Source organism: Pseudomonas sp. 1176_21 (assembly GCF_052850635.1).
In genome coordinates this window covers 1-25,670 of the sequence record NZ_VXCV01000005.1, presented here as the reverse complement: position 1 = coordinate 25,670, position 25,670 = coordinate 1, and the positions used below count along the sequence as shown (strand labels likewise).

Annotated in this window: 24 protein-coding genes and 1 rRNA gene; 8 read left to right on the top strand and 17 right to left on the bottom strand. The window is 66.6% G+C overall.

The annotated features are described in order from the left end of the window. Positions 1-106 precede the first annotated feature (106 nt). Positions 107-2,104 (bottom strand): TonB-dependent receptor family protein, encoded by a 1,998-nt coding sequence (locus FW760_RS13430; protein WP_446443820.1) that lies wholly within the window; start codon positions 2,102-2,104, stop codon positions 107-109. Positions 2,105-2,162: 58 nt separating this feature from the next. Further along, positions 2,163-3,581: an aminotransferase-like domain-containing protein gene (locus FW760_RS13425; RefSeq protein WP_043861315.1), complete on the bottom strand. Its 1,419-nt coding sequence runs from the start codon at positions 3,579-3,581 to the stop codon at positions 2,163-2,165. 124 nt (positions 3,582-3,705) lie between these two features. Between FW760_RS13425 and FW760_RS13420 the strand changes: the two genes are divergently transcribed. Together FW760_RS13420 and FW760_RS13415 are read left to right on the top strand one after the other, a co-directional pair. Continuing rightward, entirely contained in the window at positions 3,706-4,332 is a 627-nt protein-coding gene (locus tag FW760_RS13420) for a LysE family translocator (protein ID WP_116052471.1), read from the top strand. Positions 4,333-4,436: 104 nt separating this feature from the next. Next, a complete protein-coding gene (locus tag FW760_RS13415) occupies positions 4,437-4,877 on the top strand; it encodes a CBS domain-containing protein (protein WP_043861317.1) in 441 nt (146 codons plus the stop codon). Positions 4,878-4,880: 3 nt separating this feature from the next. Here the strand turns inward: FW760_RS13415 and FW760_RS13410 are convergent, their stop codons facing one another. The 12 genes from FW760_RS13410 to FW760_RS13355 all read right to left on the bottom strand — a co-directional run bounded on the left by FW760_RS13410 (position 4,881) and on the right by FW760_RS13355 (position 15,820). After that, complete coding sequence (locus FW760_RS13410) at positions 4,881-5,519, bottom strand: hypothetical protein (protein WP_054915884.1); 639 nt, start codon at positions 5,517-5,519, stop codon at positions 4,881-4,883. 69 nt (positions 5,520-5,588) lie between these two features. After that, positions 5,589-5,831, bottom strand: coding sequence for a DUF2789 domain-containing protein (locus tag FW760_RS13405; protein ID WP_116052470.1), 243 nt, complete (start codon positions 5,829-5,831; stop codon positions 5,589-5,591). A 278-nt stretch (positions 5,832-6,109) separates the two neighbouring features. Next, entirely contained in the window at positions 6,110-7,510 is a 1,401-nt protein-coding gene (locus tag FW760_RS13400; protein ID WP_043861320.1) for an efflux transporter outer membrane subunit, read from the bottom strand. Further along, positions 7,507-8,382 carry an efflux RND transporter periplasmic adaptor subunit gene (locus FW760_RS13395; protein ID WP_054915882.1) on the bottom strand — a complete coding sequence of 292 codons (876 nt, stop codon included), beginning with the start codon at positions 8,380-8,382 and terminating at the stop codon, positions 7,507-7,509. Before FW760_RS13395 ends, FW760_RS13400 begins: the two co-directional genes overlap by 4 nt. Further along, entirely contained in the window at positions 8,379-8,591 is a 213-nt protein-coding gene (locus FW760_RS13390; protein ID WP_043861322.1) for a DUF1656 domain-containing protein, read from the bottom strand. Before FW760_RS13390 ends, FW760_RS13395 begins: the two co-directional genes overlap by 4 nt. Beyond that, positions 8,588-10,678: an FUSC family protein gene (locus tag FW760_RS13385; protein WP_116052469.1), complete on the bottom strand. Its 2,091-nt coding sequence runs from the start codon at positions 10,676-10,678 to the stop codon at positions 8,588-8,590. The genes FW760_RS13390 and FW760_RS13385 overlap by 4 nt, the downstream gene beginning before the upstream one ends. Next, the gene (locus tag FW760_RS13380; RefSeq protein WP_043861339.1) at positions 10,675-11,127 is read right to left on the bottom strand and encodes a MarR family winged helix-turn-helix transcriptional regulator; all 453 of its coding nucleotides are present in this window, start codon (positions 11,125-11,127) and stop codon (positions 10,675-10,677) included. Before FW760_RS13380 ends, FW760_RS13385 begins: the two co-directional genes overlap by 4 nt. 97 nt (positions 11,128-11,224) lie before the next feature. Next, positions 11,225-12,037, bottom strand: coding sequence for a tetratricopeptide repeat protein (locus FW760_RS13375; protein WP_043861324.1), 813 nt, complete (start codon positions 12,035-12,037; stop codon positions 11,225-11,227). Positions 12,038-12,127: 90 nt separating this feature from the next. Then, a complete protein-coding gene (locus FW760_RS13370) occupies positions 12,128-12,997 on the bottom strand; it encodes an ABC transporter permease (protein WP_054915880.1) in 870 nt (289 codons plus the stop codon). A 15-nt stretch (positions 12,998-13,012) separates the two neighbouring features. Next, a complete protein-coding gene (locus FW760_RS13365) occupies positions 13,013-13,876 on the bottom strand; it encodes an ABC transporter ATP-binding protein (RefSeq protein WP_043861326.1) in 864 nt (287 codons plus the stop codon). Between the two features lie 4 nt (positions 13,877-13,880). After that, a complete protein-coding gene (locus FW760_RS13360; protein ID WP_043861327.1) occupies positions 13,881-14,900 on the bottom strand; it encodes an ABC transporter substrate-binding protein in 1,020 nt (339 codons plus the stop codon). Positions 14,901-14,920: 20 nt separating this feature from the next. Continuing rightward, on the bottom strand, positions 14,921-15,820 hold the full coding sequence (locus tag FW760_RS13355) for a TauD/TfdA dioxygenase family protein (protein ID WP_043861328.1): 900 nt from the start codon (positions 15,818-15,820) through the stop codon (positions 14,921-14,923). 168 nt (positions 15,821-15,988) lie between these two features. Here FW760_RS13355 and FW760_RS13350 point away from each other — a divergent pair, with 168 nt between their 5' ends. Further along, complete coding sequence (locus tag FW760_RS13350; RefSeq protein WP_043861329.1) at positions 15,989-16,300, top strand: hypothetical protein; 312 nt, start codon at positions 15,989-15,991, stop codon at positions 16,298-16,300. Positions 16,301-16,376: 76 nt separating this feature from the next. Here FW760_RS13350 and lapD read toward each other — a convergent pair whose 3' ends face one another. Beyond that, entirely contained in the window at positions 16,377-18,314 is a 1,938-nt protein-coding gene (lapD, locus tag FW760_RS13345; protein ID WP_116052468.1) for a cyclic di-GMP receptor LapD, read from the bottom strand. A 9-nt stretch (positions 18,315-18,323) separates the two neighbouring features. Then, positions 18,324-19,016 carry a cysteine protease LapG gene (gene lapG / locus FW760_RS13340; protein WP_043861331.1) on the bottom strand — a complete coding sequence of 231 codons (693 nt, stop codon included), beginning with the start codon at positions 19,014-19,016 and terminating at the stop codon, positions 18,324-18,326. A gap of 211 nt (positions 19,017-19,227) precedes the next feature. On the opposite strand from lapG, the gene FW760_RS13335 reads away from it, so the two are divergent. From FW760_RS13335 to FW760_RS13315, 5 genes are all read left to right on the top strand, one after another. Continuing rightward, positions 19,228-19,917, top strand: a complete 690-nt coding sequence (locus FW760_RS13335) for a GntR family transcriptional regulator (RefSeq protein ID WP_116052467.1) — start codon at positions 19,228-19,230, stop codon at positions 19,915-19,917. 95 nt (positions 19,918-20,012) lie between these two features. After that, the gene (locus FW760_RS13330; RefSeq protein ID WP_043861340.1) at positions 20,013-20,510 is read left to right on the top strand and encodes a sigma-70 family RNA polymerase sigma factor; all 498 of its coding nucleotides are present in this window, start codon (positions 20,013-20,015) and stop codon (positions 20,508-20,510) included. After that, complete coding sequence (locus tag FW760_RS13325) at positions 20,500-21,468, top strand: FecR domain-containing protein (RefSeq protein ID WP_043861333.1); 969 nt, start codon at positions 20,500-20,502, stop codon at positions 21,466-21,468. The genes FW760_RS13330 and FW760_RS13325 overlap by 11 nt, the downstream gene beginning before the upstream one ends. 92 nt (positions 21,469-21,560) lie before the next feature. Beyond that, positions 21,561-24,065, top strand: a complete 2,505-nt coding sequence (locus FW760_RS13320; RefSeq protein ID WP_054915877.1) for a TonB-dependent siderophore receptor — start codon at positions 21,561-21,563, stop codon at positions 24,063-24,065. 86 nt (positions 24,066-24,151) lie between these two features. Then, complete coding sequence (locus tag FW760_RS13315; RefSeq protein ID WP_116052466.1) at positions 24,152-25,330, top strand: PepSY-associated TM helix domain-containing protein; 1,179 nt, start codon at positions 24,152-24,154, stop codon at positions 25,328-25,330. Between the two features lie 140 nt (positions 25,331-25,470). Here FW760_RS13315 and rrf read toward each other — a convergent pair. Further along, positions 25,471-25,586: ribosomal RNA gene (gene rrf, locus FW760_RS13310) — 5S ribosomal RNA — on the bottom strand. Positions 25,587-25,670: the final 84 nt, after the last annotated feature.

Sequence of the window (25,670 nt, the reverse complement as noted above, 5' to 3'; positions counted from 1 at the left end):
CCGCCCGCGCGGCGCTTCGCCGGCAAGGCCGGCTCCTGCATCGATTGCAACGCGCCATGGCCTGCAGGATCGGCGGTGCCAGCCTTGTTCGCTCGGCGTCAGGTCTTCAGAAGCTCGCGCGGATGCCCGCGTACAAGGTCCGACCTGGGCCCGGCTCGTAGTAACGGGCGCCTGTGTCGTTGATGCGCAGGTTGTCGTAGTAACGCCGGTCAGTCAGGTTATCCACACCCACGTACGGTTCCAGCTCCTGGCCCTGAAGCTTGAGTACCGTGCCCACGCGCAGGTTGAACAAGGCATTGCCCGCCACCCGCGCCTCATTGGCGTTGTCCGCATACTGCGGGCCATAGGCGTTCATGTTGACCCGTGCATAGAACGCATCCGACTCGTAGCCCACCTCGGTGAACAAGGTCTGCCGGGGAATGCCCGGCAGACGGTTGTCGTCATAGCCCTCGAAACGGGTGTAGTGGTAGTCGTTGTAGCTGTAGGCCATCGACAGGCGCCAGTTATCCACAGGCCGGTATTCGCCACTCAACTCGAAGCCGTCACGCCGCGATTTGCCGGCGTTGCTGTAGGTGTTGCCGCGGTCGGTGCTCTGCGCCACCAGTTCGTCCTTGAGCAGGATGCTGTACACCACCGCCTCCAGGCGCAGGTCGTCCCACTCGCCCTTCACACCCAGCTCGCGGGTCAGCGCCCGCGCCGGTTGCAGCCCGGTGTTGAAGCCGCCTGCGGTCGGGTTGCTCAGTTCGTTGAGGGTGGGGGTCTCGAACGAGGTGGCCACCCGCGCATACGCCATGGTGTGCTCGGTAAGGCGGTAGCTCAGGCCGGCACTGTAGTTGAAGTCTTCGAAACGCTGCGCATCGGAGGCGTCGCCGTCGCTCGGGAAGCGGTCGTCGACCGACTGGCGCGTGGCGTCATAGCGTCCGCCCAGGGTCAGTTGCAGACGCTCGGTGAGGTCGATGCTGTCCTGCACGTACAGCCCATAGCCACCGGCCTTTTCGCGTTGGCGCAGGGTGAGGTTGCCGGTGTGACCACCGACTTCGTTGTTGTACCGCTCGCGGTCGTCGCGCTGCTGCTCGATGTCGATGCCGGTGGTGAGCTGATGACCCAGGCCGAACCAGTTGGCCAGGTGCGTGTACTGCCCGCCGACACCGGCAAACAGGCGTTCGTAGGTGGTCTGCCCGCCCGCGCGCAGCGGCAGCCGGTTGCCGAAGTCACGCCGGCCCAGCCAGGTACGTAGCTGGTAGCTGTCGGTGTCGCTCAGCTGGCTGGTCCAGTTGAACGCCAGGCGTTGCTGGTTCATCTGTTCGTCGGAGTCGAACAGCAGGCTCTGCGGGCGCGCCTGGCTGCGCTTGTCGCGCACCTGCGCGAGGGTCAGGGCGCCAGGGTCTTCGGAGCGGTTGTCGAGGGCCTGGAAGGTTACCCCCAGCACGCCGGCATCGGCCTGCCAGCGCAGCTTGCCGGTGAGGTTGCGCGCTTCGGAGGCGGCGTGATCGCGGTAGCCGTCCATGTTGGTGACGTTGAGCGCCAGCAACCCGCCAAGGTTGCCGGAGGTGCCACTGGTTTCGGCACGCACGCGGCGATAGCCGTCGGCACCGCCACCCACGTCCACGAGGGTGCGCGGCTCCAGCGAGGGCTCGCGGGTGGTGATCGCCAGTACGCCGCCGGCACCGTTGCCATACAGGGTGGAGGCCGAGCCGCGGATCACTTCGATGTTTTCCACCAGGCTCAGGTCGACACCGTCCATCTCGGTCTGGCCGTCGGGCATGGTCAACGGCACGCCGTCGACCAGTACGCGGATGCCGCGCATGCCGAAGCTGGAGCGGGCACCAAAGCCGCGAATCGACAGGCGCATGCCCTGGGCCATGTTGTAGCGGCTTTGCGGCACCGCACCGGGCACCGCCATCAGCAGGCTGTCGAGGGTCAGCATCTGTTCGCCGGGCTTGTCGGCGACGCTCACCGAGCTGACGGCGGCCGGGGTCTGCAACCATTCGGAGGTCACGCGGGTGGAGGTGACTTCCAGCGGCGCCAGGTCGACACTGTCGGCGCTCGCGGAGCCCGCGCCAAGCAACAGGAAGGTGAGGACGGTGGGCCGCCTTGGCAACATGGTGACTCCTTGAAGGTGGCCGCCGGCTACACACTGTGCCGACGTTTTTGGGGGTTCGTTATAACGCAGATGCCGGGTCGGCAAAACTGTCCAATAGTACCGCCAGCTCCGACCATAGCTGCGGGTCGTCGCTGCAGGCGACGTTGAAGCGCATGCACTGCAACAGGCCGGGCTCGGGGCCGAACAGGCTACCCGGCCCCAGCAGCACATCCCGCGCCAGGCCTGCACGGGCCAGGGCCTGGGCGTCGCAACCGGGGGGCAGCCGCACCCAGATGAACAGGCCGCCGGCATACCCCTGCAGCGGCTCGCAGCCCAGCGCCCGCAGGCGCTGCTCGACGCGCCCGGCCGCCTCCTGCAGGCGCAGTTGCAGGCGCTTGCGGTGCTTGTCGTAGCTGCCATCGGTAAGCAACTGGTCGACCACCTGCTCCAGCAGTTCGGAGGTAATGCCGCCGCTCATCAGCTTCATGTGGGTGAGGCTGGCGGCCAGTTGCGGCGCGGCCACCACATAGCTGACCCGGGCGTTGGCGCTGAGGGTCTTGGAGAACCCGGACAGGTACGTCACCTGCTCCAGGCCCGCCAGCGCCGCCAGGCGGGCCGGCGCCTGCGGGTGCAGGTCGGCGTAGAGGTCATCCTCGATGACATGGCAGTCGTACTGGCGCGCCAGCTGCAACAGCGCGAACGCCTGGCCTGCAGTGAACGAGTGCCCGGTGGGGTTGTGCAGCACGCTGGTGGTCAGGTACAGCCTGGGCCGGTGCTGCGCCAGCAGCTGTTCGAAACGCGCCAGGTCGAGGCCCTCGGCGGTGCGCTGCACGGTGACGATGCGCGCGCCGTGCAGGGCCAGGTTGGCGTGGAAGTTGAAATAGCACGGGCTGTCGAGCACCACGCAATCGCCCGGGCGCAGCATCACCCGCAGCAGCATGTCCAGCGCCTGCACGGTGTTGCTGGTGGTGACGATCTGCTCCAGCGGCGCGGCGATGCCCTGACCGAGCAGGCGCGTCTGCAGGGTCTGGCGCAGCGCCAGGTAACCGGCCGGCGTACCGTAGCCGCCAATGCGCAGGCGCGTGGAGCGGGCCACGGCGCGCAATGCCTGGCGCAGGTTGCCGGGCTCCAGCCAGTCGGGCGGCAGGTGCCCGCTGCCGGGGCGCAGGCTGTTGTCATCGGCCAGCAGTGAGCGGCGCAGCACGCTGGCCAGGTCCTGCGGCAGCCAGTCGGTGTCGCCCCCCGGCACCCTCGGCGCGTGACGGCTGGCGACAAAGTGCCCGCGGCCCTGACTGGAGGTGATCAGGTTGCGGGCACGCAGGCGGTCCAGCGCTTCGATCACGGTGAACTTGCTCACGCCCAGTTGCGCGGTCAGTTCGCGCACCGGCGGCAGGCGACTGCCCGCCGGCAGTTCGCCGGCCTCGATGGCACGCGCCCAGGCTTCGGCGATCTGCTGGACCTTGGGTGTTCCGGGGCAGAACTCGATGACGGGCAGCATGCAGGTCTCCACAGGTTTACCGGTAATCCTACCAGTAAAGTCGGGCGCGATTGCCCGCTGCTTGGCCTGCCCGCAGCGTGGCCCGCGCTCTAGACTGCGGCCTTTGCACTGTGAGCACTGCCCCATGAGCCTCGGCCTGACGCCCTCCTCTTTCGGTTACTTCGTAGTGTTCTGCGCCAGCATGACCTTCAGCCCCGGGCCGATGACCCTGCTGTTGCTGAGCCTGGGCCTCAAGGCCGGCCTGCGCCAGTCGCTGCCGGCGCAACTGGGCGCCAGCGTGGCCTACCTGCTGTCGATTCTGGTGTTTGCACTGGGCTTTTCGGCGCTGATCCAGGGCTACCCGCTGGTGCGCCAGCTGATCCAGGCCCTGGGGGTCGCGTATGTGCTGTACCTGGCCTGGCGGCAGTGGACCAGTACCGGGCTGGCGCTGGGCGATAGCGGCGGGCCGGCGCTGGAGGGTTTTCGGGCGCTGTTCGCCAGGGGCCTGCTGACCGGGCTGTCCAACCCCAAGAGCATCCTGATGTTCAGCGCGGTGTTCCCGCAGTTTGCCAGCCACACCCGCGACATCGCCGTGCTCGGCCTGACCTTCCTGCTGCTGCAGTTTGCCAGCGGCTGCCTGTACTGCTACTTCGGCCAGCGCATCCGTCATGTGCTGCAGCAACCGGCGCGTCGGCGCCTGCTGCAACGGGCCACGGCGGTGCTGCTGACAGGCGTGGCGTTGATGCTGATGCGCGGTTTCCACGGAGCATGACGTTTTTCAATCGGCCCCATGGCGTTTTCAACCTTGCCGAGTGGGCATCCGTGCACGATTCTTAGGGGATAGGCATCGCCGCTTATCCACCGCCGAGGCTGCACATGAAAACCGTGAAAGAGCTGCTCAATACCAAAGAAGAAAAACACCATGCGGTACACACCATCAGGTCGCACCAGACGGTGCTCGAGGCGCTGATGGTGATGGGCGAGAAGAACGTCGGCGCCTTGCCGGTGGTCGATGACGGCCAGGTGGTCGGGATCATCAGCGAGCGTGACTACGCCCGCAAGATGGTGCTCAAGGGGCGTTCGTCGGTGGGCACGCCGGTACGCGACATCATGAGCGCACCGGTGGTCACGGTAGACCCGCACCAGAGCGTGGAGGTGTGCATGAACCTGATGACCAACAGCCATCTGCGCCATCTGCCGGTGGTGGAGAACGGCCAGCTGATCGGTCTGCTGTCGATTGGCGACCTGGTCAAGGCGGCGATTGCCGAACAGGCCAACCTGATCCTGCAACTGGAGCAGTACATCCGCGGCGAATGAACCTCAGCGGTATTCGCCCTCCAGCTCGTCGAGCTGGTGGTCGAAGCTGCGCAGGCGCGCCGACCAGGTGTACACCAGCACTTCGAGGTCGCGGTTGAGCACGGCGCTACCGCGCCCGGCACTCTGCTGCGAGTCGCACAGGTCGAGCTGGTAGCGTTCGCGGGCCATGGCCGTGGCCACGCTGGAAAGTTCGCGGGCGTTGTTCAGCCAGTAGCGGTGGCGCCCGCGGGTCTGCTGGTCGAGCTGCTGGCACTGGCGCTTGAGGGCTTCGAGGCTCTGTTCGAGCGGGGTGCCTTCAAGCTCGCCCATCACTTCCTGAAAAGTGCGCCCCGGCTGCCAGTAGCTGCCCCAGAAGTAGCGGTCGAATACGGTTTCGACCCGGCGCAGGGCAACCTTGGTGTTCCAGATGGCCACCAGGGTGCGGCCCTGCTCGAGCTGGCGCTTGCGCACCTTGAGCTGCTGCCAGCTGCTCCAGGCAAGAGCCGTGAGGGCCAGCGCCGCAATCACGGCGGCGGCCGCGTACATGAAGTGCATGGCCTCCACCAGCTGGTAGAGCTGGCGAACGCCGTAGAAGTAGCCGGTGCTCAGCAGGCCCAGGGCGGTCACGGCCGCCCAGAAGCCGGGTGCGTAGGGATCTTTCATTGGCGCCATCCCCTTATTGTTTTTCTGAGCATAGCAACGCCAACTGCAGGTACAGGTGCCGCTCAGCGCTTATTTGCGGGGATTGCGCAGCGCCTCGTTGAGCTGGTCGAACTGAACAGCCCAGTCGGCATCCTCCTGAATCGCCTCCTTGAGGAATTCGCGCTGTGCCGGCGTCCAGAACGGCGCATCCACCAGCTTGATGTCGCCCTTGAGCGGCGAGTGGCTGGTGATGAACTGGTCGATGCCTTTGGGATCATCGGGCAGGCCAAGCTGCTTGAACAGGGCGCTAAAGCTGTGGGTAGGTGCTTCCATGGGTCACTCCTTCTGGGCGTCAGGCCGGGTTGAATGGGGTAGACAGCGCACAGGTCGTTCGAGGTCAGTCGGGTTGGCGTTTAATTTCACCGCCGGTCCCGACCGCTGGAGTTTAGTCGCTGCAGTTGCGGTACATGCAGACGTTCCGATGCCGATGGCGTCGCTCGAGGGTGGGTGGGGGCCGCTTTGCGGCCCAATCGCGGGTCAAGCCCGCTCCCACAAGGATCACCGCTGCCCATGTGGGAGCGGGCCAGAATGGCCCTGCAAGATAACGGTTGCTACCAGCCGCCGCCCAGCGCCAGGAACAAGCCGATCTGCCCCATCGCGACCTGGGTATTGGCCGCCGCCAGCTGCGCACGCATGTCGGTGTAGGTGCGCGTGGCCTGCAGGTCGGCCAGGAACGATTCACGCCCGGCCTTGAAGAACCGGTGGGTCTGGTCGGCCGCCAGTTGCGCCGAGCGCTCGGCCTCGGCCAGCGCGTCGCGCCGGTCAAGCAGCGCGCTGTACTGCGCCAGGCTGGTCTGGGTCTCGCGGATGGCGTTGAGCACCACCCCGTCGAAATGCGCCAGCGCCGCCTGGGTCGAGGCCTCGGCCTGGCGAATGCGTGCCCGCGAACCATTGGTGGGCACGGTCCAGGTCAGCAGCGGACCAAAGCCCCAGCGGTTGGTCGCCGGCTTGCCCAGGTTCTCGAGGATGCCGATGGTGCCCACCTGCGCGCCGATGCTGATGTCCGGGTACAGTTGCCCGGTGGCCACGCCGATGCCGGCAGTGGCCGCCGCCAGGCTGCGTTCGGCCTGGCGGATGTCGGGGCGGCGCTTGAGCAGCGCGGCGCCATCGCCCACCGGCACACGTTGCGCGATGTGCGGCAGCTCGGCGCAGTGCGCGGTACCCGCCGGCAGTTGCTCGACCGGCTTGGCCAGCAGCATCGACAAGGTGTACAGGCCCGCCTCGCGCATGGCCTGGTAACGCGGCAGTTCGGCGCGCAGCGACTTGAACTGGGTCTCGGTGCGCGTCACCTGGGTTTCGTCACCGCGCCCGGCATCGCGCAGGCGCTGGGTGAGGGTCACGCTCTGCTCCTGCAGGTCCAGCGAGGCCCGTGCGATGTGGTATTCCTCGTTGGCCGCGCACACCTGGGTGTAGGCCCGCACCACATCCGCCACCAGGGTGATGCGGGCGGTGTCGGCGGCAGCCTGGGTGGCGTCGGCGTGGGCCTGGGCGGCCTCGACGCCGCGCTTGAGCGTGCCCCACAGGTCGAACTGGTACGAGGCGCTGAGGATCGCCTCGCCGATGTTGGCCACCGGCACCTTGTCGGGTTGCAGAAAGGCTTCGCCGGACTCCTGCAGGCGCTGCGCACCCAGCTTGACCCCGCCATTGAACCCGCCCTGGGCCTCGGCCTCCTCGACCTGTGCCCGCGCCCGCGCGATGTTCGCCGCGGCCACGCGCAGTTCGGTGTTGGCGGCCAGCGCCTGGTTGACCAGCGCGTCGAGGCGCGGGTCCTGGTAGAGGTGCCACCAGTTGGCGGGCACCGGCGCCGAGACCACGCTGTCGGCGTCGCTGCGCAGCGCGCCCTGCAGGTCGCCGCGATTGACCGCCGCCTCCTTGGGCACGCTGTAGTCGGGCCCGACCATCTGGCAGGCCGACAGCAGCAACCCTGCGCCCAGCAGCGCAAAGCGTTTCATCGGGCGGCATCCTCGATGATCGACACCGTGGCAGTACGCCCGGCGATCATGCGAAAGTTTTCCGGCACCTCGTCGAATGCGATGCGCACCGGTATGCGCTGCGCCAGGCGCACCCAGCTGAAGGCCGGGTTGACGTTGGGCAGCAGGTTGGCGCCACTGCTGCGGTCACGGTCCTCGATGCCTGCGGCGATGCTCTGCACGCGACCGCGCAGGCGCGCGTCGTCGCCCATCACGCGGATATCCACGGCCTGGCCGATATGGATGCCGCCCAGCTTGGTCTCTTCGAAATAGCCATCGACGTGGTAGGAGTTGCTGTCGACCACCGACAGCACCGGGCGCCCGGCGCTGACGAACTCGTGGGCGCGCGGGGCGCGGTCGTTGAGGTAGCCGTCGACCGGGCTGCGTACCACCGAACGGTCGAGGTTCAGCTGCGCCGCGTCCACCGCCACCTGCGCCTCGGCCAGGGCCGATTGCGCGCGGGCCTGGCGCGACTGGCTTTCTTCGAGCTGCTCCTGCGCCACCAGGTTGCCCAGGCCACGGTTGCGGCGCGCCTCGCGCTGCGCCTGGGCCAGGGTTTCACGGCGTTCGGCCAGGGTCGCCTGGGCCTGGCGCAGGGCCAGGTGGAAGCGGTCCTGGTCGATGCTGAACAGCACGTCGCCGCGCTTGACCACCTGGTTGTCGCGTACCGACACCTGCTGGATCAGCCCGGACACATCGGGGGCGATCTGGATCACGTCGGCGCGGATGTGGCCGTCGCGGGTCCAGGGGGCGAACATGTAGTACAGCACCATCTGCCACACCAGCACGGTTGCCAGCGATACCACCAGCAGGGTCAGGACCACGCGGCCCAGGGTCAGTAAGGGTTTTTTCATGGCAGCATCAGGCTTCGGCAAAAGTGGTCGACCGTGCCCAGCAGCACGGCGTAGAGAGCAACGTTGAACAGCGCCCGGTGCCAGACCAGGCGGTAGAAGTGCAGGCGCGTGAGTACCGCGTGCACCCCCAGGAACAGCACATAGGTGAACACCATCATCACCAGCAGCGTGGGCAGAAATACCCCGCTGATATCCAGTTCACCGATCACAGGGGGGCTCCATCGATGCCGTAGGGCAGTTGCGGTTGATCGTCGGACGGTTCCAGCACCACCTCCACCCCCGGCAGCAGCGCCAGGCGCAGGCCGCTCAGGGCATGCAGCAGGTGCACGCGGGTTTCCCCGCAGTCGGCCATGGCCTCAAGGTTCAGGGCATGCCGCGCACGCTCCATGCTGCGCAGCAGGTCGGCCGGCGCATGCAGGCGGCGGCGGGCCTTGAGGCACGTCTGAAAGTGCGCACCCACCTCAGCGATCACCTGCGCCAGCGCCGCCTGTGCCGGCGGCGTGGCCCGTGGCATGTAGGCCAGCAGGTCGAGCAGGTTGAGCCCCACGCGCAGGTCGCGCAGCGCGCTGTTGGTGTCCTGGCCGGTCTGGGTCAGGCGCGGCAGGTGCTGCATCAGGCGGTCGAGCATCTGCACGCCGAGGCGCCGGTGTTCGGCCAGGCTGGCCGGGCGGGTCATGCCGACGATGTCGTGCCAGCTGAAGCGGGTCAGGCGCTTGGCCGCCAGCTCCACGCCGAACGGGCGCACCACCAGGGTCCAGATGAAGGCGAACAGCAGCCCCACCGGGCCGGCCAGGTTGGCGTTGGCAAAGGTCAGGAAGTCCGCGTCGTAGGCGCCCTGGATGCTGATGAACGAGGCGGTGTTGACGATGGTGAGCAAGGTGCCCAGGTAGAAGCGCGGCTGCACGGTGAGGGTGCCGACGCAGATGAACGGCACGGCGAACGCCAGTACCAGCATCGGGAAGTCATGCAGGTTGGGCAGCACCAGGAACAGGTAGAGGCTGGCGAACACCACCGACAGGGTGGTCCAGAAGAAGAACCGGTAGATCTGCGGCGCGGGATCGTCCATGGCCGCGAAGAAACTGCACGCCACCGCCGCGAGGATCACGGCGCTGGCGCCGTCGGGCCAGCCGAGCAGTATCCACAGCGCGGTGGCGGCGAGGATCGCGGTGAAGGTGGAGAACACCGAGTAGAGCATCAGCCCACGGTCGAAGAACGGCGTCAGGCGGCCCAGGCGCCAGTGCCGGTACACCGCGCGCCAGGGCGACAGGTCTTCGTCGCGGATGGCGTGCTGCAGGCTGCAGCAGTCCTGCCACAGGTCGATCCATTCGCCTAGCCGGTAGAGGGCATTGGACAGCAGCAGGCCGGGGCGCTCGTCGAGGGCGGCGACACTCGGTTGCAGGCGTTCGAGCTGCTCGCGCAGGGCCGTCCAGCGCGCCACCGAGGCGTCTTCGGCGCTGGCCTGCAACCAGCTGCGGGCCTGCTCCAGCAAGCCTTGCACTTGCGCCGCCTGGGCCGGGGCGCGGCCTTCGAGGGCCAGCAGCGCGTCGTCGAGGGCGTCGATCACCGGGAACAGGTGGATCATGCGCCCGCGCAGCTCGCGGGCATTCTTGACCGTCTGCGGCCGCGCGCCCTCGTGGGACAGCTGGCCGATCATCATCTCCAGCGAGTTGAAGGTGGTGACCATCGAGGCGCGCAGCCCGCCCACGGTTTCGGGCGTGGCCTGGCGGGCAAGAAAGGTGTCGCAGTAGCGGATCGCCTCGGCGAACCAGTTGCCGGTGGCGCCGACCACCACCGGGGTGAGCCGGCGCGGCCAGAAGATCGCCCCGACCACCGCCGCGCAGACGATGCCCAGGCAGATTTCCTGGGCCCGCGAGGAGGCGATGTCGAATACCGCCAGCGGGTTGTCCACCACCGGCAGGGCGATCATCGGCAGGGTGTAGCCGGCCAGCATCAGCGCGTAGCTGTTGGCGGTGCGCAGGTGCAGCGAGAGAAACAGCAGGGTGCCGGTCCACAGGGCGATGGCGCAGGTGAGCAGCACCGGGGTCTGTACCAGCAGCGGCACCAGGAACACCGCCCCCGCCGCGCCCAGCAGTGTACCCAGGGCGCGGTACAGGGCCTTGGAGCTGGTGGGCCCGACGAACGGGCTGGAGACGATGTAGACCGTGGCCATCGCCCAGTAGGGGCGCGGCAGTTGCATGAGCAGGGCGATGTACAGGGCGATCATCGACGCGGCGAAGGTGCGCACGCCGTAGAACCAGTCCCGCGCCGGCGGCATGGAGCTGAAGAAGTCCTTCATGAAGGCACGCCCGGCGAGCGCTGCGCGGCGTCTTCGAAGGCGCGCACCACACGCAGCGCCGCTTCGAGGTCGGCGGGCGGGATGTCGTGCAGCACCTGGCGGCGCAGGCGCACCAGCTCGGCCTCGATCGCCTCGGCCAGCTCGCGCCCGCGCGGGGTCAGGCTCAGGGCCTTGGCGCGGCGGTCACCGGGGGCTTCGCTGCGGCATACGAAACCGGCGCTGCACAGCTGGTCGAGCAGGCGCACCAGCGACGGGCTTTCAAGCCCTGCGGCCTGGGCTACCGCCACCTGGTGCACGCCATCGCCCAGGCGCACGATCATCAGCAGTGGTACCGCGCAGGCTTCGGAGATGCCGTAGCCGACCAGCGTGGCCTGGCAGATGCGCCGCCAGTGACGGCTGGCCGCGACCATGCCGCTGCTGATGTTCAGTTGCAGTGCATCAAGATTCATGGGCAAGGTGTCGAGATTCATAGTTTGCTAACTATCAATATTCTTCGATCAACGCCCCGGGCGTCAATAGCGGCAATGCGGCATCCGTCGGCCGAGGTCAGCGCCGGTACTGGTCTTCGTGTTTCAGGGTCAGCGCCCGCGGGCTGCCCAGGCTGATCGCCCGGTCACGCCAGAACAGATAGCGCATGGGGTTGCCGGCCACGCTGAAATGCATGGCCAGTTCCTCGGCCGCCGGCATCACCCCCGCTGCGGCCGCCAGCTCCAGCCAGTACACGGCGAGCCTGGCATCGGCCCGCACCTGCTGGCCATGCAGGAGGCGGTAGCCGATCTCGAACCGGCAGCGCCCATCGCCGCGCTGGGCGCCCTGCATGAACCAGTCGTAGGCGCGCTGCGGATCGACCTGCCAGGTTTGCAGGTGGGTATCGCAGATCTCTTCTTCGTAGAGGTCGCCCAGCGCCGCGGCGGCTTCGTCCAGGCCGCGCTCGAAGGCCTGCCGGTAGCACTCGGCGGCGCTGGCGTAGGCGATGGTCACGCCCTTGCCGAAATAGTGCTGCTGGCCCAGGTTGTACCAGGCCACCGCACTGCCCTGCAGCGCCGCCATGCGCAGCAGGCGCCCGGCCAGGGCCGGTTCGGCACGCCAGTACTTGCCGTTGAGCCATACCCAGCCGAGGTCGTTGAGCGCCACCACGCTGCCATCCAGCGCCTGCTGGCGCAGGTCGGCATACACCGCCTGCAGGTCGACGGCTTCGTCCAGGCGGTTGACCAGGCAGAAGCCCCTGCCGAGCACCGCACGCTGGGCCGGCATGCCGATGCCGGCCGTGTGGCGCTGGGTCTGCCCGCCCGGATCGGGGGCGATCGCCCTGGGCAACAGCCGCGCGAGCAGTGGGTAGATGGTGCTGGCAGCAGACAACGGTTCATCCCTGACTGACCGGTGGGTGGCCCATGCCACCCTGTGAGGCAAGCCTAGACAAGGACGCGCACTTTTGTCGCCCCGATGCGCTCAGCGCTGCATGCCCCAGCGCCGTACTGTGACGCGCTCGAGGGTATTGAACACCAGGCTCTCGACCAGCAGGCCGATGAGGATCACCACGGCCAGGCCGGCGAACACCTTGTCGGTGTACAGCTCGTTGCGGTTCTGGAAGATGTACCAGCCCAGCCCGCCCTTGCCGCTGGTGGCACCGAACACCAGTTCGGCGGCGATCAGGGTGCGCCAGGCGAACGCCCAGCCGATCTTGAGCCCCGACAGGATCGACGGCAGCGCCGCCGGAATCAGGATGTGCACCACCAGACGCAAGCCGCGCAGCCCGTAGTTGCGCCCGGCCATGCGCAAGGTTTCGGACACACCCATGAAGCCGGCATAGGTGTTGAGCGCCAGCGCCCACAGCACCGAGTGCACCAGCACGAAGATCAGGCTGTTGTCGCCCAGGCCGAACCACAGCAGCGCCAGCGGCAGCAGGGCAATGGCCGGCAGCGGGTTGAACATCGAGGTCAGGCTGCTGAGCAGGTCGCGGCCGATCTGGGTCGACACGGCCAGGCTGGTGAGACCGAAGGCCAGCACGATGCCCAGCAGGTAGCCCTTGAGCAGCACCACCAGCGACACCCCCACCTTGGCCGGCAGTTCGCCGCTGAGCAGGCCGTCGTACAGCGCCGCGGCGGTTTGCAGGAAGCTGGGCAGCAACAGGTCGTTGCCCTGATAGCGCGCCACGGCTTCCCAGGCCAGCGCCAGCAGGATCAGGATCAGGCTCTTGCGCAGCCAGCCCTGTTGCCACAGGCGCTGGCCCAGGGGCAGCTCGCGTTCCAGCGGTACGCTGAGCAGGGGTTCAAGGGTGACTTCGTACTCCTGACGCGGAGCCGGTGCAGAGGTGGTCATCGGTGGGGCTCCCGGTCAGTAGGCGATGCGGATGTCGGTGAAATCCAGGGCGGCGTCCTGCTCGGCGGCGGCATCATCGTCGAACAGCAGACGATGGATGCGCCGCGCGCTGGCCTGGAAGTCGGCAGCGCCCAGGCTGTGCAGGTCGTACTGGTGACTGTGGATCTCGGCGCGCACGCGCCCCGGGTGCGGCGACAGCAGCAGGATGCGGTTGCCCACCACCAGCGCCTCCTCGATGGAGTGGGTGACGAACAGCAGGGTGAAGCGCACCTCCTCCCACAACAGCAGCAGTTCTTCCTGCATCTTGCGCCGGGTCAACGCGTCGAGGGCGGCAAAGGGTTCGTCCATGAGCAGGATCTTGGGCTGCATGGCCAGCGCCCGGGCGATGGCCACGCGCGCCTTCATGCCGCCGGAGAGGGTGTGCGGGTATGCATCGGCAAATGCCGCCAGGCCGACCTTGTCCAGGTAATGCAGGGCGCGCTGTTCGGCCTCGGCGCGCTTGAGCGTGCCGGAGGCCAGCAGCGGGAACATCACGTTCTGCCTGACGGTTTTCCACGGCGGCAGCTGGTCGAACTCCTGGAACACCACGATGCGGTCCGGGCCCGGCCCGTGCACCGGCTGGCCCTGCAGGCGGATCGCGCCCTCACGGGGCTCGATGAAGCCGGCCACGGCCTTGAGCAAGGTCGACTTGCCGCAACCTGAGGGGCCGAGCAGGACGAAACGGTCAGCCTTGTCCACTTCGAAGCTGACCTGGTGGGTGGCCCGCACCACGCGCTGGGCGGTGCGGTATTCGAGGCTGAGGTTGTCCACCTGCAGCAGCGCCGGTGCGCTCACGGGGCTCAGGTTGCTGGCCGTGTGGCCTGGCAAGCGGGCGGTCATGCGCTCAGCTCCCCTGCAGTGGCTTGGCGTCCTGGAAGAAGTAGTCCTTCCACGATTCGGGTTTGTGCTTGATCGCGCCGATGCGGTACATGAAGTCGGCCAGCTTGTAGGTGTTCTTCGGCGTGACGCTGAATTCGTATTGCGGGTTGTCGATGATCTTGAGCAGCGCCTCGCGGTCGATCTTGGCCTTGGTCACGCGAATGTAGGTATCGGCCGCCGCGCCCTTGTCGTGCTGGGCGAAGTCGGCCGCCTCGGCCAAAGCGTCGACGAAGGCCTGGTAGGTTTTGGGGTTGTCGTTGCGGAATTTTTCGGTGGCGAACAGCACGGTGGGCGAGTTGGGCCCGAGCAGGTCGTAGGTGTCGAGCACCACGTGCACGCTTTTGTTGGCCAGCGCCTGGTCCTGGAACGGCGGGTTGGAGAAGTGCGCATTGAGCTCGGTGCCGCCGGCCAGCAGCGCGGCGGTGGCGTCGGGGTGCGGGACCGCCAGGGTGTACTTGTCCAGGCGCGCGTAGTCCTTGTCGCCCCACTGCTGGGCGGCGGCGTACTGCAGGAAGCGCGACTGCACCGAGACGCCAACCGCCGGCAGGGCGATGCGGTCCTTTTCGGTGAAGTCGGCGATGGTCTTGACGTTGGGGTTGCTGCTGACCAGGTAGTACGGGAAGTTGCCCAGCGAGGCCACGGCCTTGACGTTCTGGCGGCCGTAGGTGCGGTCCCAGATGGTCAGCAGCGGGCCGACGCCGGCACCGGCGATGTCCACCGAGCCGGACAGCAGCGCGTCGTTGATCGCGGCGCCGCCCGAGAGCTGGGTCCAGTCGACCTTGATGTCGATGCCCTGGGCCTTGCCGTGCTTCTCGATCAGGTGCTGGTCGCGCACCACGTTGAGCAGCAGGTAGACGATGCCGAACTGTTCGGCGATGCGGATTTCACCTTCGGCCTGGGCCGTGGCGGGGGCGACAAGGCTGCCGGCGAGCAGGCTGACGCCCAGGCCGATGCTGGCCGCCAGGCGGCTGATTGAGTTGCGCATGCGGTACTCCTGAAGACGGGTCAGAACGGGGCGTCGCCCTGGATGGTGGTGCGGTACAGCTTGCGGCGCAGGTGCGCGGGGCAGCCGGCGGCCAGGTGGATCAGCGAGCGGTTGTCCCAGAACACCAGGTCGTGGGGTTGCCACTGGTGGCGGTAGATGTTGTGTTCGAGCACGCTGTGGGCGTACAGCTCGGCTAGGATCTGGCGGCTTTCGTCCTCGGGCAGGCCGACGATGCGGGTGGTGAAGCCCTCGCTGACGAACAGCGCCTTGCGCCCGTTTTCCGGGTGGGTACGCACCACCGGGTGGATCACTTCCTGCACCTGGGCCAGTTGCTCGGCGGTGAGCGTGGGGCGCCAGTTGCCTTCGAATTTGGTTTCGCTGTAGCGCGCGGTGTAGGAATGCGCGGCGCTGCGGCCTTCGACGGCGGCGCGCAGGTGGGCGGGCAACTGGTCCCAGGCCTTGTGCATGTCGGCGAACAGGGTATCGCCGCCCTCGCTGGGCAGCTCCTGGGCATGCAGCATCGAGCCCAGGCTGGGCAGTTCCTTGTAGGAGAGGTCCGAGTGCCAGAACTTGCCGGCATCGCCCAGGCCGATGTTCTGGCCGTTCTCGATGATGTTGGAGACGATCAGGATCTCGGGGTGGCCGCCGAGCAGGAACTGCTTGAGCACGTGGATCTGCAACACGCCGAAGCGGCGGCTGAAGTCGATCTGCTGCTGGGGGGTGATGCGCTGGTCGCGGAACACCACCACGTGGTGGTCCAGGTGCGCGCGGTGGATGCGCGCAAAATCGCCAGCGTTGACCGGACGGCTCAGGTCCAGGCCGATGATCTCGGCGCCCACGGCACCGGCAAACGGACGAATCTCGAAGGCTTGGGGTTGGGCGCTGTCGGTGTACGACAAGGCGCCAGGGGCCGCTGACATATCTTTTCACTCCCACGTGTCGGGTCGGTAACTGCGCGTGGAAATAAATATAAATGCATAAGAAAAATAATTTAAATACCTTTAGAGAATAAGCATAGAGAGGGTTGTCCGCCTCGCGTGGCCTATGCTGCTGAGGCCATCAAGCAGATGTCATCAGGGGGAAAAGCCATGTTCTATGTGCAACGCGACACCCGTGGGCAGATCGTGCGGTTGGAGTCGACGCCCTTTGCCGAGGAGAACGAAGCGCTGCCCAACGATTCGCCGGAGGCCCAGGCCTGGTTTGCCAAGAAGCTGCAGCAGAGCGACCTGGACATGATCCGGGTGCTGGAGGACTTGATCGAGGTACTGACCAGCAAGGGCGTGATCAGCATCACCGACCTGCCGGCGAGCGCACAGGCCAAGCTGCTCAGCCGTTCGAGCGCGCGCCAGACCATGGGGGGTTTGAACAAGCTGATCGATGAGGAGCGGCCGTTGATCTAGCAGTTTCGCCCGCCAGGCCGGCGCCTGCGGGGTTCACCGCCGCCTGCAGGCGCCGGCCTGGCCGGCGAAGAAGCCACTACGGCGCCCAGGGCCGGGGCTCGCCGATCAAGCGCCCCTGCACCCCGAAAATCCCCATTTCGCGCAGCACCTCCAGTTCGCCTTCGGTTTCCACCCGCTCGGCAATCAATGGCAGGTCGATGCTGTGCGCTGCGCGCTGGATCGCCTCGATGAACAGGCGCTTGTGCGGCTCCTGATCGATGGCGCGGATGAAGCTGCCGTCGACCTTGAGGTACGCCAGGCCTAGGTGCGCCAGGTTGCCGATCATGCTGAAGCGCCCGCCAAAGTGCTGCAGGCTCAGCTTGAAGCCTAACGCGCCCAGTTGCCGTGCCAGCTGCTCGAGCGCGGCCTGGTCGGGCAACTGCTCTTCGCCGATCTCCAGGGTCAGGCGCGGGCCCAGCACCGCGTGACGCCCCAGCAGCCCGTACACCGCCTGCAACGCCTGGGGGTCGGCCAGGGTGGCCGCCGACAGGTTCAGCGCCAGCGCCTGGTCATGGCGCTGCAGGTGGGCCAGCACCTGTTCGAGCATCAGCAGGTCATGCCGGATCGACCAGCCGAAACGCTCGAGCCAGGGCAGGAAGCGCCCGGCGGGGAGGGTTTGCCCATGCCCGTCGGGCAGGCGCGACAGCACCTTGTACTGCAATACGCGGCCCAGCTCGTGCGTCGCCACCACCGGCTGGAAGAACAGCTCGAAACGGCGCTGGTCGAGGGCGTGCTGCAGCAGGGCATGCCAGTCGTGGTCCAGCAGCGCCGGGGCGTGCGCGGGCAGGCAGACCCACGTCGGCAGCTGCTGGCTCTGCGCCTGGGCCAGGGCTTCGTCGCAGCGCTCGAGCAGGGCCTGCGGGGCGTCGCCCGGGCTGTAGGGGGCCAGGCCGATCCAGGCCACCGGGTTACGGTCGGAAGCGCCGGTGTCGTACAGGCTGTGCAGGGTCTGCTCCAGTTCCTGGGCCAGGTGCACGGCCTCGTCATGCACCAGCCCCGGTGCCAGCACGGCGAACTCGCCGCCACGGCTACGGGCGATCAGGTCGAGGGTTTTGGGATAGTGCGCGCACACCCGCTGCACCTGCTGCGCAAGAGCCTGCAGCAGGGCATCGGTGCGCTGGCCGCCCAGGCGCAGGTTGAGCCCGGCCAGGTCCTGCACGTGCACCAGCATCAGGTAGCCGGGGCTATCGTCCTGGGCGCTGAGCCGGGCAGACAGCTGCATCTCGAAGAAGCGCCGGTTGCCCAGGCCGGTCAGGCTGTCCTGCCAGGCCTCGGCGCGCAGGGCTTCACTGCGCTGGGCCTCCTCGAGAAACAGCGCCTTGAGTTTCTCGACCATCTGGTTCATGGCCTGCACCACCCGGCGCAGCTCCGGGGTGCGCGGCAGGCGCGGCGCACTGAGGAACTCGCGACGCGCAATGGCCTGGGACTGCGCCACCAGGTAGTCCAGCGGTCGCAGCTGACGGCGCAGCAGCAGCGCCCCCAGCAGTGCACTGACCACCCCGCAGGCCAGCAGCCAGGCCAGGCTGCCGAGCGCGCTGCGCCACAGCTTGGCCAGGGCGAACATCGGGTGGCTGACCACCTCGACCCGCGCCGCCTGCTGCCAGCCGCGGCTGACGATGGCATCGCCGCCGGCCGGCTCCAGGTTGATCAGGCGGATGAACCAGGCCGGCACACCGCTGCTGTCCGGCTCGGCGTGACGCTCCACCAGCAGGGCATTGGGGCCCAGGTCGATCACGCGGATGCTGGCGTAGTAGCCGCTGTCGAAGATGGAGCTGACCATCAGCTCGACCATTGCCGGGTCGTCGATGTTCGGCGTGAGCGACAGCGCCAGCGCGGTGGCGGCGTCCTGCGCATGCGCGCGCAGCTGATTGACGTACTGGCTGCGCGAGCTTTCCAGGCCGACCATGAAGCTGCCGCTGAAGGCGACCACCAGAAACAGGCAGATGGCGAGCAACAATTGCTTGAACAGTGACATCCGCAATCCTCAGTAAGCCGGCTCGGTGGGAAACCCCTCGGCCTGCATCTTCTTCAACAGATCCTGCCAGCGCGACAGGCGCTTGCTGTCGCCGACCTTGCGATTGCCACCCGCCCCGGTCAGCCACAGGCCCTCGCCATTGAAGGCATACACCGGCAGCAGGTCGGTGCGCTGGCTGGCCGGCTCGATGGTGTCGATCAGGCTGTCGAGCACCAGCGGCATCGCCTCTGGAGTGGAATAGTAGGTCAGGACCATGTGCGCGCGATTCTGGCGCAGCGCCTTGACGTAGGTAATGCGCAGTTTCTCGCTGGGGATACCCAGGCGGCGCAGGCTGAAATACTTGGCGATGGCGTAGTCTTCGCAGTCGCCGGCGCCCTTGATCAGTGACTGGATCGGGGTGGACCAGTAGTCGGCCTGCTGCCACAGTTCGGGGTCTTCGACGTAGCGCAACTGGCGATTGAAGAACTGGTTGACCACCTGCAGGCGCTCGGCTTCGCTGCCTTGGCGCTGGGTGGCAAGCAACTGCTGCCAGGCATCGATACGCTGCTGGCCGGCACCAAGGGGGCCGTACAGGGCCTGGGCCTTGCGGCTGATCTGGGAAAAGTCCCAGTCCGCGCGCAGGTTGCCCAGCAATACGCAGCCGAGCAACAGCGCCAGGCCAGCCCGGCGCGGGGTCAGAGGCAAAGCCCAACGTATCGCCAAGGCCGGCGGTCCATGCAGATCGTGGAATCGCGATGGTGCAGGCTGGGCGGGCAAAAGACAATGGCGCACGGCGGCAAGCTTCCAAAGCGCTGCGACTTCATTCAGGATAGCCGCCGCGAACGCCCGCAGGCCCGCGCCGGCCTGAATTTGACAGGCGCAACCGTCATCACTAGGGTCATTGGATCCAATCTTTGCTAGCAGGGCAGTCAGCGTGGCCGAAAAAATCAAACTCCTGAGCATTCTGGGTGACGAGCAGGTGCCTGCTCACCTGGCGCGCAGCGTGATCGAAGAGCGCCTGCGCAGCGCCATCCTCGACGGGCGCCTGGCACCCGGCATGGCGTTGCGCCAACAGGAGCTGGCGACGCTGTTCGGGGTCAGCCGCATGCCGGTGCGCGAGGCCCTGCGTCAGCTGGAGGCGCAGTCGCTGCTGCAGGTGGTGGCGCACAAGGGCGCGGTGGTGGCCCCGCTGATCAGCGAAGATGCAATGGACTCCTACGGGCTGCGGGTGATCCTGGAGAGCGAGGCGCTGCGCCAGTCGATCCCGCTGCTGGACGCCGAGGACATCGCCCTGGCCCGGGGCTACATCGAGCAACTGCAGAACGAGACCCGGCACGCCGAGATGGGCCAGCTCAACCGCCTGTTGCACATGGCCCTGTACCGCAAGGCGCCCAATCAGAAGTTGCTGCGCCTGATCGACAACGAGTTGAGCGAAGAGGCGCGCTTCCTGCGGTTTCATCTGTCGTCGATGGGGCTGGGCAAGCTGACCCAGGACGATCACATCGCGCTGGTGGACGCAGCCCAGGCCGGCCAGGTGGCCGAAGCTGTACAGCTTCTGACCCAGCACCTGGACAAGGGCATGCAGGCCATCAGGCAGTACCTGGCCAGTCAGCCGCAGGGCTGAACGCGCCGCCGGGTCGGTCAGTGGTTGCAAATTGCGCAAGGCCCCATAACAATGAGACTAATTATCATTTATGACCTTGGTTGCAGCGCGCCTTCATGTCCTCCCACGACTCTGTGCACAGGCTCTATCAGCAACACCACAGCTGGCTGAACACCTGGCTGCGCTGCCGCCTGGGCAATGCGGCCGATGCTGCGGACCTGGCCCAGGACACCTTCCTGCGCCTGCTGCAGCGGCGCGAACAACTGGAGCTGAATGCACCACGCGCATTCCTGCGTACCATCGCACGGGGGCTGGTGATCGATCACTGGCGCCGCGAAGAGCTGCAGCGTGCCTACCTCGAAGCCCTGGCGCAGCTGCCCGAGGCCGAGGTGCCATCAGCGGAAACCCGCGAGCTGCTGCTGGAGCTACTGGAACGCATTGCGTGCCTGCTCGACGGCCTCAGGCCCAAGGTGCGCACCGCGTTCCTGCTGGCCCAGTGCGAAGGGTTGAGCCACAAGCAGATCGCCGAGCAGATGGGTATCTCGCTGCGCTCGGTGGAGCGGTATGTGGCCGACGCCCTCTATCACTGCTACCTGCTGCGCTATGAACCCTAGCCCGCGCGTGGTCAAGCAGGCCATTCACTGGATGCTGCGGGTGCGCGAGAACGGCGCCAGCCCGCAGTTGCAGGCCCAGTGCGAGCAGTGGCGCAGCGCCAGCCACGAGCACGAACTGGCCTGGCAGCGGGTGCACAGCCTGCAGCAGGAAATGAACCTGCGTGCGGTGCCGGGCGCCGGTGTCGTCGCCCTGCAGACCCTGGAGAACAGCCAGCAGCGGCTGCACCGGCGCCAGGCCCTGAAGCTGCTGGGCGGCGTGGTGATGCTTGGCTCAGCGGCCTGGGTCAGCAAGGACGTTGGCCTGCTCGACCCGTGGACCTCGGATTTCGCCACGGCCACCGGCGAGCGGCGCAGCGTCCGCCTGCCCGATGGCAGCCTGCTCAATCTCAATACCCATACCGCGGCAGACCTGGCCTTTGACAGCCGCCAGCGCTTGGTGCGCCTCAAGCACGGGGAGTTGATGCTGACCTGCGCCGAACACCCGCTCGGCCCGGCTGGGCGGCCGTTGCTGGTGCAGAGCCGCGATGCGCTGCTCGAAGGCTTCGATGGGCGCTTCGTGGTGCGCCAGGAGCGCGACTGCACCCGCGTCACGGTCAGCCAGGGCAAGGTGGCGATCCATCACCCCGGCCCCGCCGGGCTGCAATGGGTGGCTGCTGGCGAAGCCTTTCTGGTGAATGCCCAGGGCGCCACACCCGTGGCGCAGCAGAACATGGACCCCGGTGCCTGGGCCGATGGCCTGATCGTCACGCGCAACATGCGCCTGGGGGACTTCATCGACGAGGTGGCGCGCTACCGCCACGGCTACCTGAGCTGCTCCGACGATATCGCCAACCTGCGCCTGTCCGGGGTGTTCCGCCTGGAAGACACCGACAAGCTGCTGCACCTGCTGCCGCAGACCCTGCCGGTGCATGTCAGCTATCGCACGCGCTGGTGGGTACGCCTGGAACGCCAGGCGTGATGCGCTGATTTTTTTGGCGGGTTTTGTCGGCACGTCCGGCTAGGACAGTAAGCGACTCCCTTCTGCCCTTACCGACCCTACGGATGCTCTTCATGCGCGATACCCTGGCCCAGCCGCGGCTCACTGACAGTAATGAGTTTCAACCTCTCTTAGATTCACGCCTGGGCAAGGCGGTGCGCGCCGCACTGTTCGGTACCGCGCTGGGCCTGGCCAGCGTGCCGATGGTAGTGATGGCCGAACCTGCGGGCAGCGCCAGCCAGCAGTACAACATCCCCGCCGGCTCGCTGGACGAGGTGCTGAACCAGTTCGCACGCCAGGCCGGCATCACGCTGTCGAGCACCCCGCAGATGACCCAGGGCGCGCAGTCGCCCGGCCTGCAGGGCAGCTACGCCACCGACCAGGCGCTGCGCCAGTTGCTCAATGGCACGGGGCTGGAGGCGGTGAGCCAGGATGGCACCAGTTATGTGCTGCATGCGGCCCCGCAGGACGCCGCACTGGCATTGCCTACCACCGACGTGCGCGGCTTTGCCCTGGGCAACGCGCTGGGCAGCATGGAGGGCTACAACGCCACCCACAGCCAGATCGCGACCAAGACCAGCACCGCGCTGCTGGAGACCTCGCAGTCGGTGTCTGTGGTAACCCGCCAGCAGATGGACGACCAGGGCGCGCAGACGGTCTCGCAGACCATGCGCTACACCCCGGGCGTGCTGACCAACCCGTATGGCGCGACCCACCGCTATGACTATGTGGCCATGCGCGGCTTCAACGATGGCTCGGTGGACAACATCTACATCGACGGCCTGAAGTCGATGGGTGACAGCGGCACCTTCAGCACCATGCAGATCGACCCGTACTTCCTCGAGCGCGTGGATATTCTCAAAGGTCCGTCGTCGGTGCTGTATGGCCGCAGTTCGCCAGGTGGCCTGGTGGCGCTGACCACCAAGAAGCCACTGTACGAGACCTTCCGCCAGGTGCAGGCTACCGTCGGCACCCAGGGCCAGCGTGGGGTGGGCTTCGACTTCAGCGGCCCGCTGGACGACGACAAGCGTATCGCCTACCGCCTGACCGGCCTGACGCATCAGTCCGACACCCAGTTCGATCACAACGAAGAAAAGCGCTATGCGCTGGCGCCGACCCTGAGCATCGACTTCACCGAGGACACCTCGCTGACCTTGCAGGCCTACCTGCAGAACGATCCGGAAGGCGGCTACCACGCCGGCGTGCCCGCCGATGGCGCGCTGCACAAACGCAACGGCCAGCGTATCTCGGAACACTTCTTCGAGGGCGAGCCGGGCATCGACAGCTACGAGCGCAATCAGCAGTCGTTCGGCTACCAGTTCGAGCATCGCTTCAACGATGTGTTCACCGCACGCCAGAACTTCCGCTACCTGGACTCGACGGTGAAGATGGACCAGGTGTACGCCTGGGGCTACGAGTCGCCCACCAGCAACAAGCTGAACCGCTACTACACCGGTGCCGACGAGAAACTGCACTCCTACATCATTGACAACATGCTGCAGGCCGAGTACTTCACCGGCGCGGCCAAGCACACCACGCTGGTGGGCCTGGACTACCAGCGACGCAAGACCGTGGTGGACTGGAGCAGCGGCGGCCTGGCGTCGATCGATGCGTTCAACCCGCAGTACGGCAATTCGCAGATCACCTATTACGCACCGACCAGCTACACCCGGCGCCTGCAGCAGACCGGCATCTACGCCCAGGACCTGATCGAGCTGGACAAGTGGCGCTTCTCGCTGGGGCTGCGGCAGGACTGGGTGAAGACCTCGGATGAGAATCGTATCGCCGAGCCTACCCGCCCACTGGGCACCAAGATCAGCGATGACCGCACCAAGCTCACCGGCCGCGCGGGCGTGCTGTACCTGTTCGACAACGGTATTGCGCCTTACCTGAGCTATTCGGAGTCGTTCAACCCCAACTCCTACGCCGATGCCGCCGGCAACCCGCTGGCACCGACCGAAGGCACCCAGTGGGAGGCCGGTATCAAGTACCAGCCGCCGGGCACCGACAACCTGTTCACCGCCTCGGTGTTCCGCATCGAGCAGGAGAACCTGGCCACCAAACAGCCGCAGGACGACTTCTACTACCCGGTCGGGCAGGTACGCTCCCAAGGCCTGGAGCTGGAAGCGCACATGCAGTTGAGCGAAAACCTCAAGGTGCTAGGCAGCTACACCTTCACCGACATCGAGTACAGCAAGACGATGCCGAGCACCCTGGCTGGCAGCACACTCGACAACAAGGGCAACTCGCCAACCCAGGCGCCAAAGCACATGGCCTCGCTGTGGGCGGACTACAACTTCCGCCAGGGGGTGCTGGACGGTGTGCGCGTAGGCGGTGGCGTGCGTTACGTGGGCTACAGCTGGGTGGATGCGGAAAACACCATGAAGGTACCGTCGTACACCCTGTTCGATGCGTCGGTGGGCTACGACCTGGGCAAGGTCGGGCTCAAGGGCGTGGATGTGCGGCTCAATGCCAACAACCTCACCAACGAGAGCTACATCGCCTCGTGCGCGAGCCTGAACTACTGCTACATGGGTGAAGAGCGCAATGTCAGCGCCACGGTCAGCTATCAGTTCTGACCACACCCCCGTGAGCCGCAAAGCCAGTGCCTGATTCCAGGCGCTGGCTTTGTCGCATCTGGCGACCTGATCTGGAATCCTTTTATATGCGCCACCTCTACGTATTGCTGCACCGCTATATCGGCCTGGCCACCGCGCTGTTCCTTGCCCTGGCAGGGCTCACCGGGAGCGTGCTGGCGTTCAACCACGAGATCGACGAATGGCTGAACCCTTCGTTCTATGAAGCCCCGGCACAAGGCCCCCGCCAGGACCCCGGCAACCTGGTGGACAAGGTGCAGGCCGAATACCCGCGCCTGCAGGTGTGGTACATGGAATACCCCGACGAGCCCGGCCATTCGGCGTTGCTGGCGATGGTGCCGCGCAACGACCCGGCCACCGACAAGCCGTATGCCGAGAAGAACACGGTGTTCTACCTCGACCCGGTCAGCGGCCAGACGCTGGGCCAGCGCTACTGGGGCGAGTGCTGTTTCTCGCGGGAGAACTTCATGCCGTTCGTCCTCGAGCTGCACTACAACCTGACCCTGCCGGGCAACTGGGGGCTGTGGCTGATGGGCGTGGTGGCGATCCTGTGGGTGCTCGACTGCTTCATCGCCCTGCTGCTGACCCTGCCCCGTGGTCGTCCGTTCTGGCGCAAATGGAGCACGGCCTGGAAGATCAAGGGCGGGCATGCGTATCGACTGAACATGGATATCCACAGGGCTGGGGGCTTGTGGCTGTGGCTGCTGCTGTTGCCGGTGGCCGTCAGCAGTGTGGCGATGAACCTGCCCAGCCAGGTGTTCAAGCCGGCAGTGTCGCTGTTCTCGCCGGTGGAACCAAGCGTCTATGAGGCCCGTGGCAGGCTGCCCAGAGAAGAACTGGGGCAGACCCAGCTGACATGGCATCAAGCCCATCAGCTGGCGCAGCAGGAGGGCCAGCGGCTGGGGCTGACGGCGCCGATCGGCGAGTTGTACTACAGCTTCGAGTACAACTTCTATGGCGCCGGTTTCGGACAGCACGACACCGATGCCCAGGGCAAGTCGTGGTTGTTCTTCCATGGCACCGACGGGCGCCTGCTGGGGCAGGAGATCGCTGGCCAGGGCACCCTGGGGGAACGCTTCTACCGGCTGCAACTACCCATACATGGCGGCAGGATCCTCGGCACTACAGGCCAGGTGATGATCGCGGTGCTGGGGGTAGTGATTGCGGTGCTGTCGGTGACAGGGGTGTATATCTGGTGGCGCAAGTTGCTGGCGCGGCGCAGTAGCCGGGCTCGGCGCACTGCATAGACTGAAGGTCGGCTCCTGCAGCCCATTGTGTGCAGGGGCCGGCCTGGCCGGCGCAGAGGGTGCCAGGAACAACCCGCTACCCTAGCCCCTGAAAAGACAAAACCCCTGTCTGCAGCGCAGACAGGGGTTCTGGAATTGAATCTTGACGATGACCTACTCTCACATGGGGAAACCCCACACTACCATCGGCGATGCATCGTTTCACTGCTGAGTTCGGGATGGGATCAGGTGGTTCCAATGCTCTATGGTCGTCAAGAAATTCTGTGTGCTGGCCCGTACATTGCGACGTGCCGGCGAATTCTTGATGCTTCTACTCTAAAGACAAAACCCCTACCTGCAG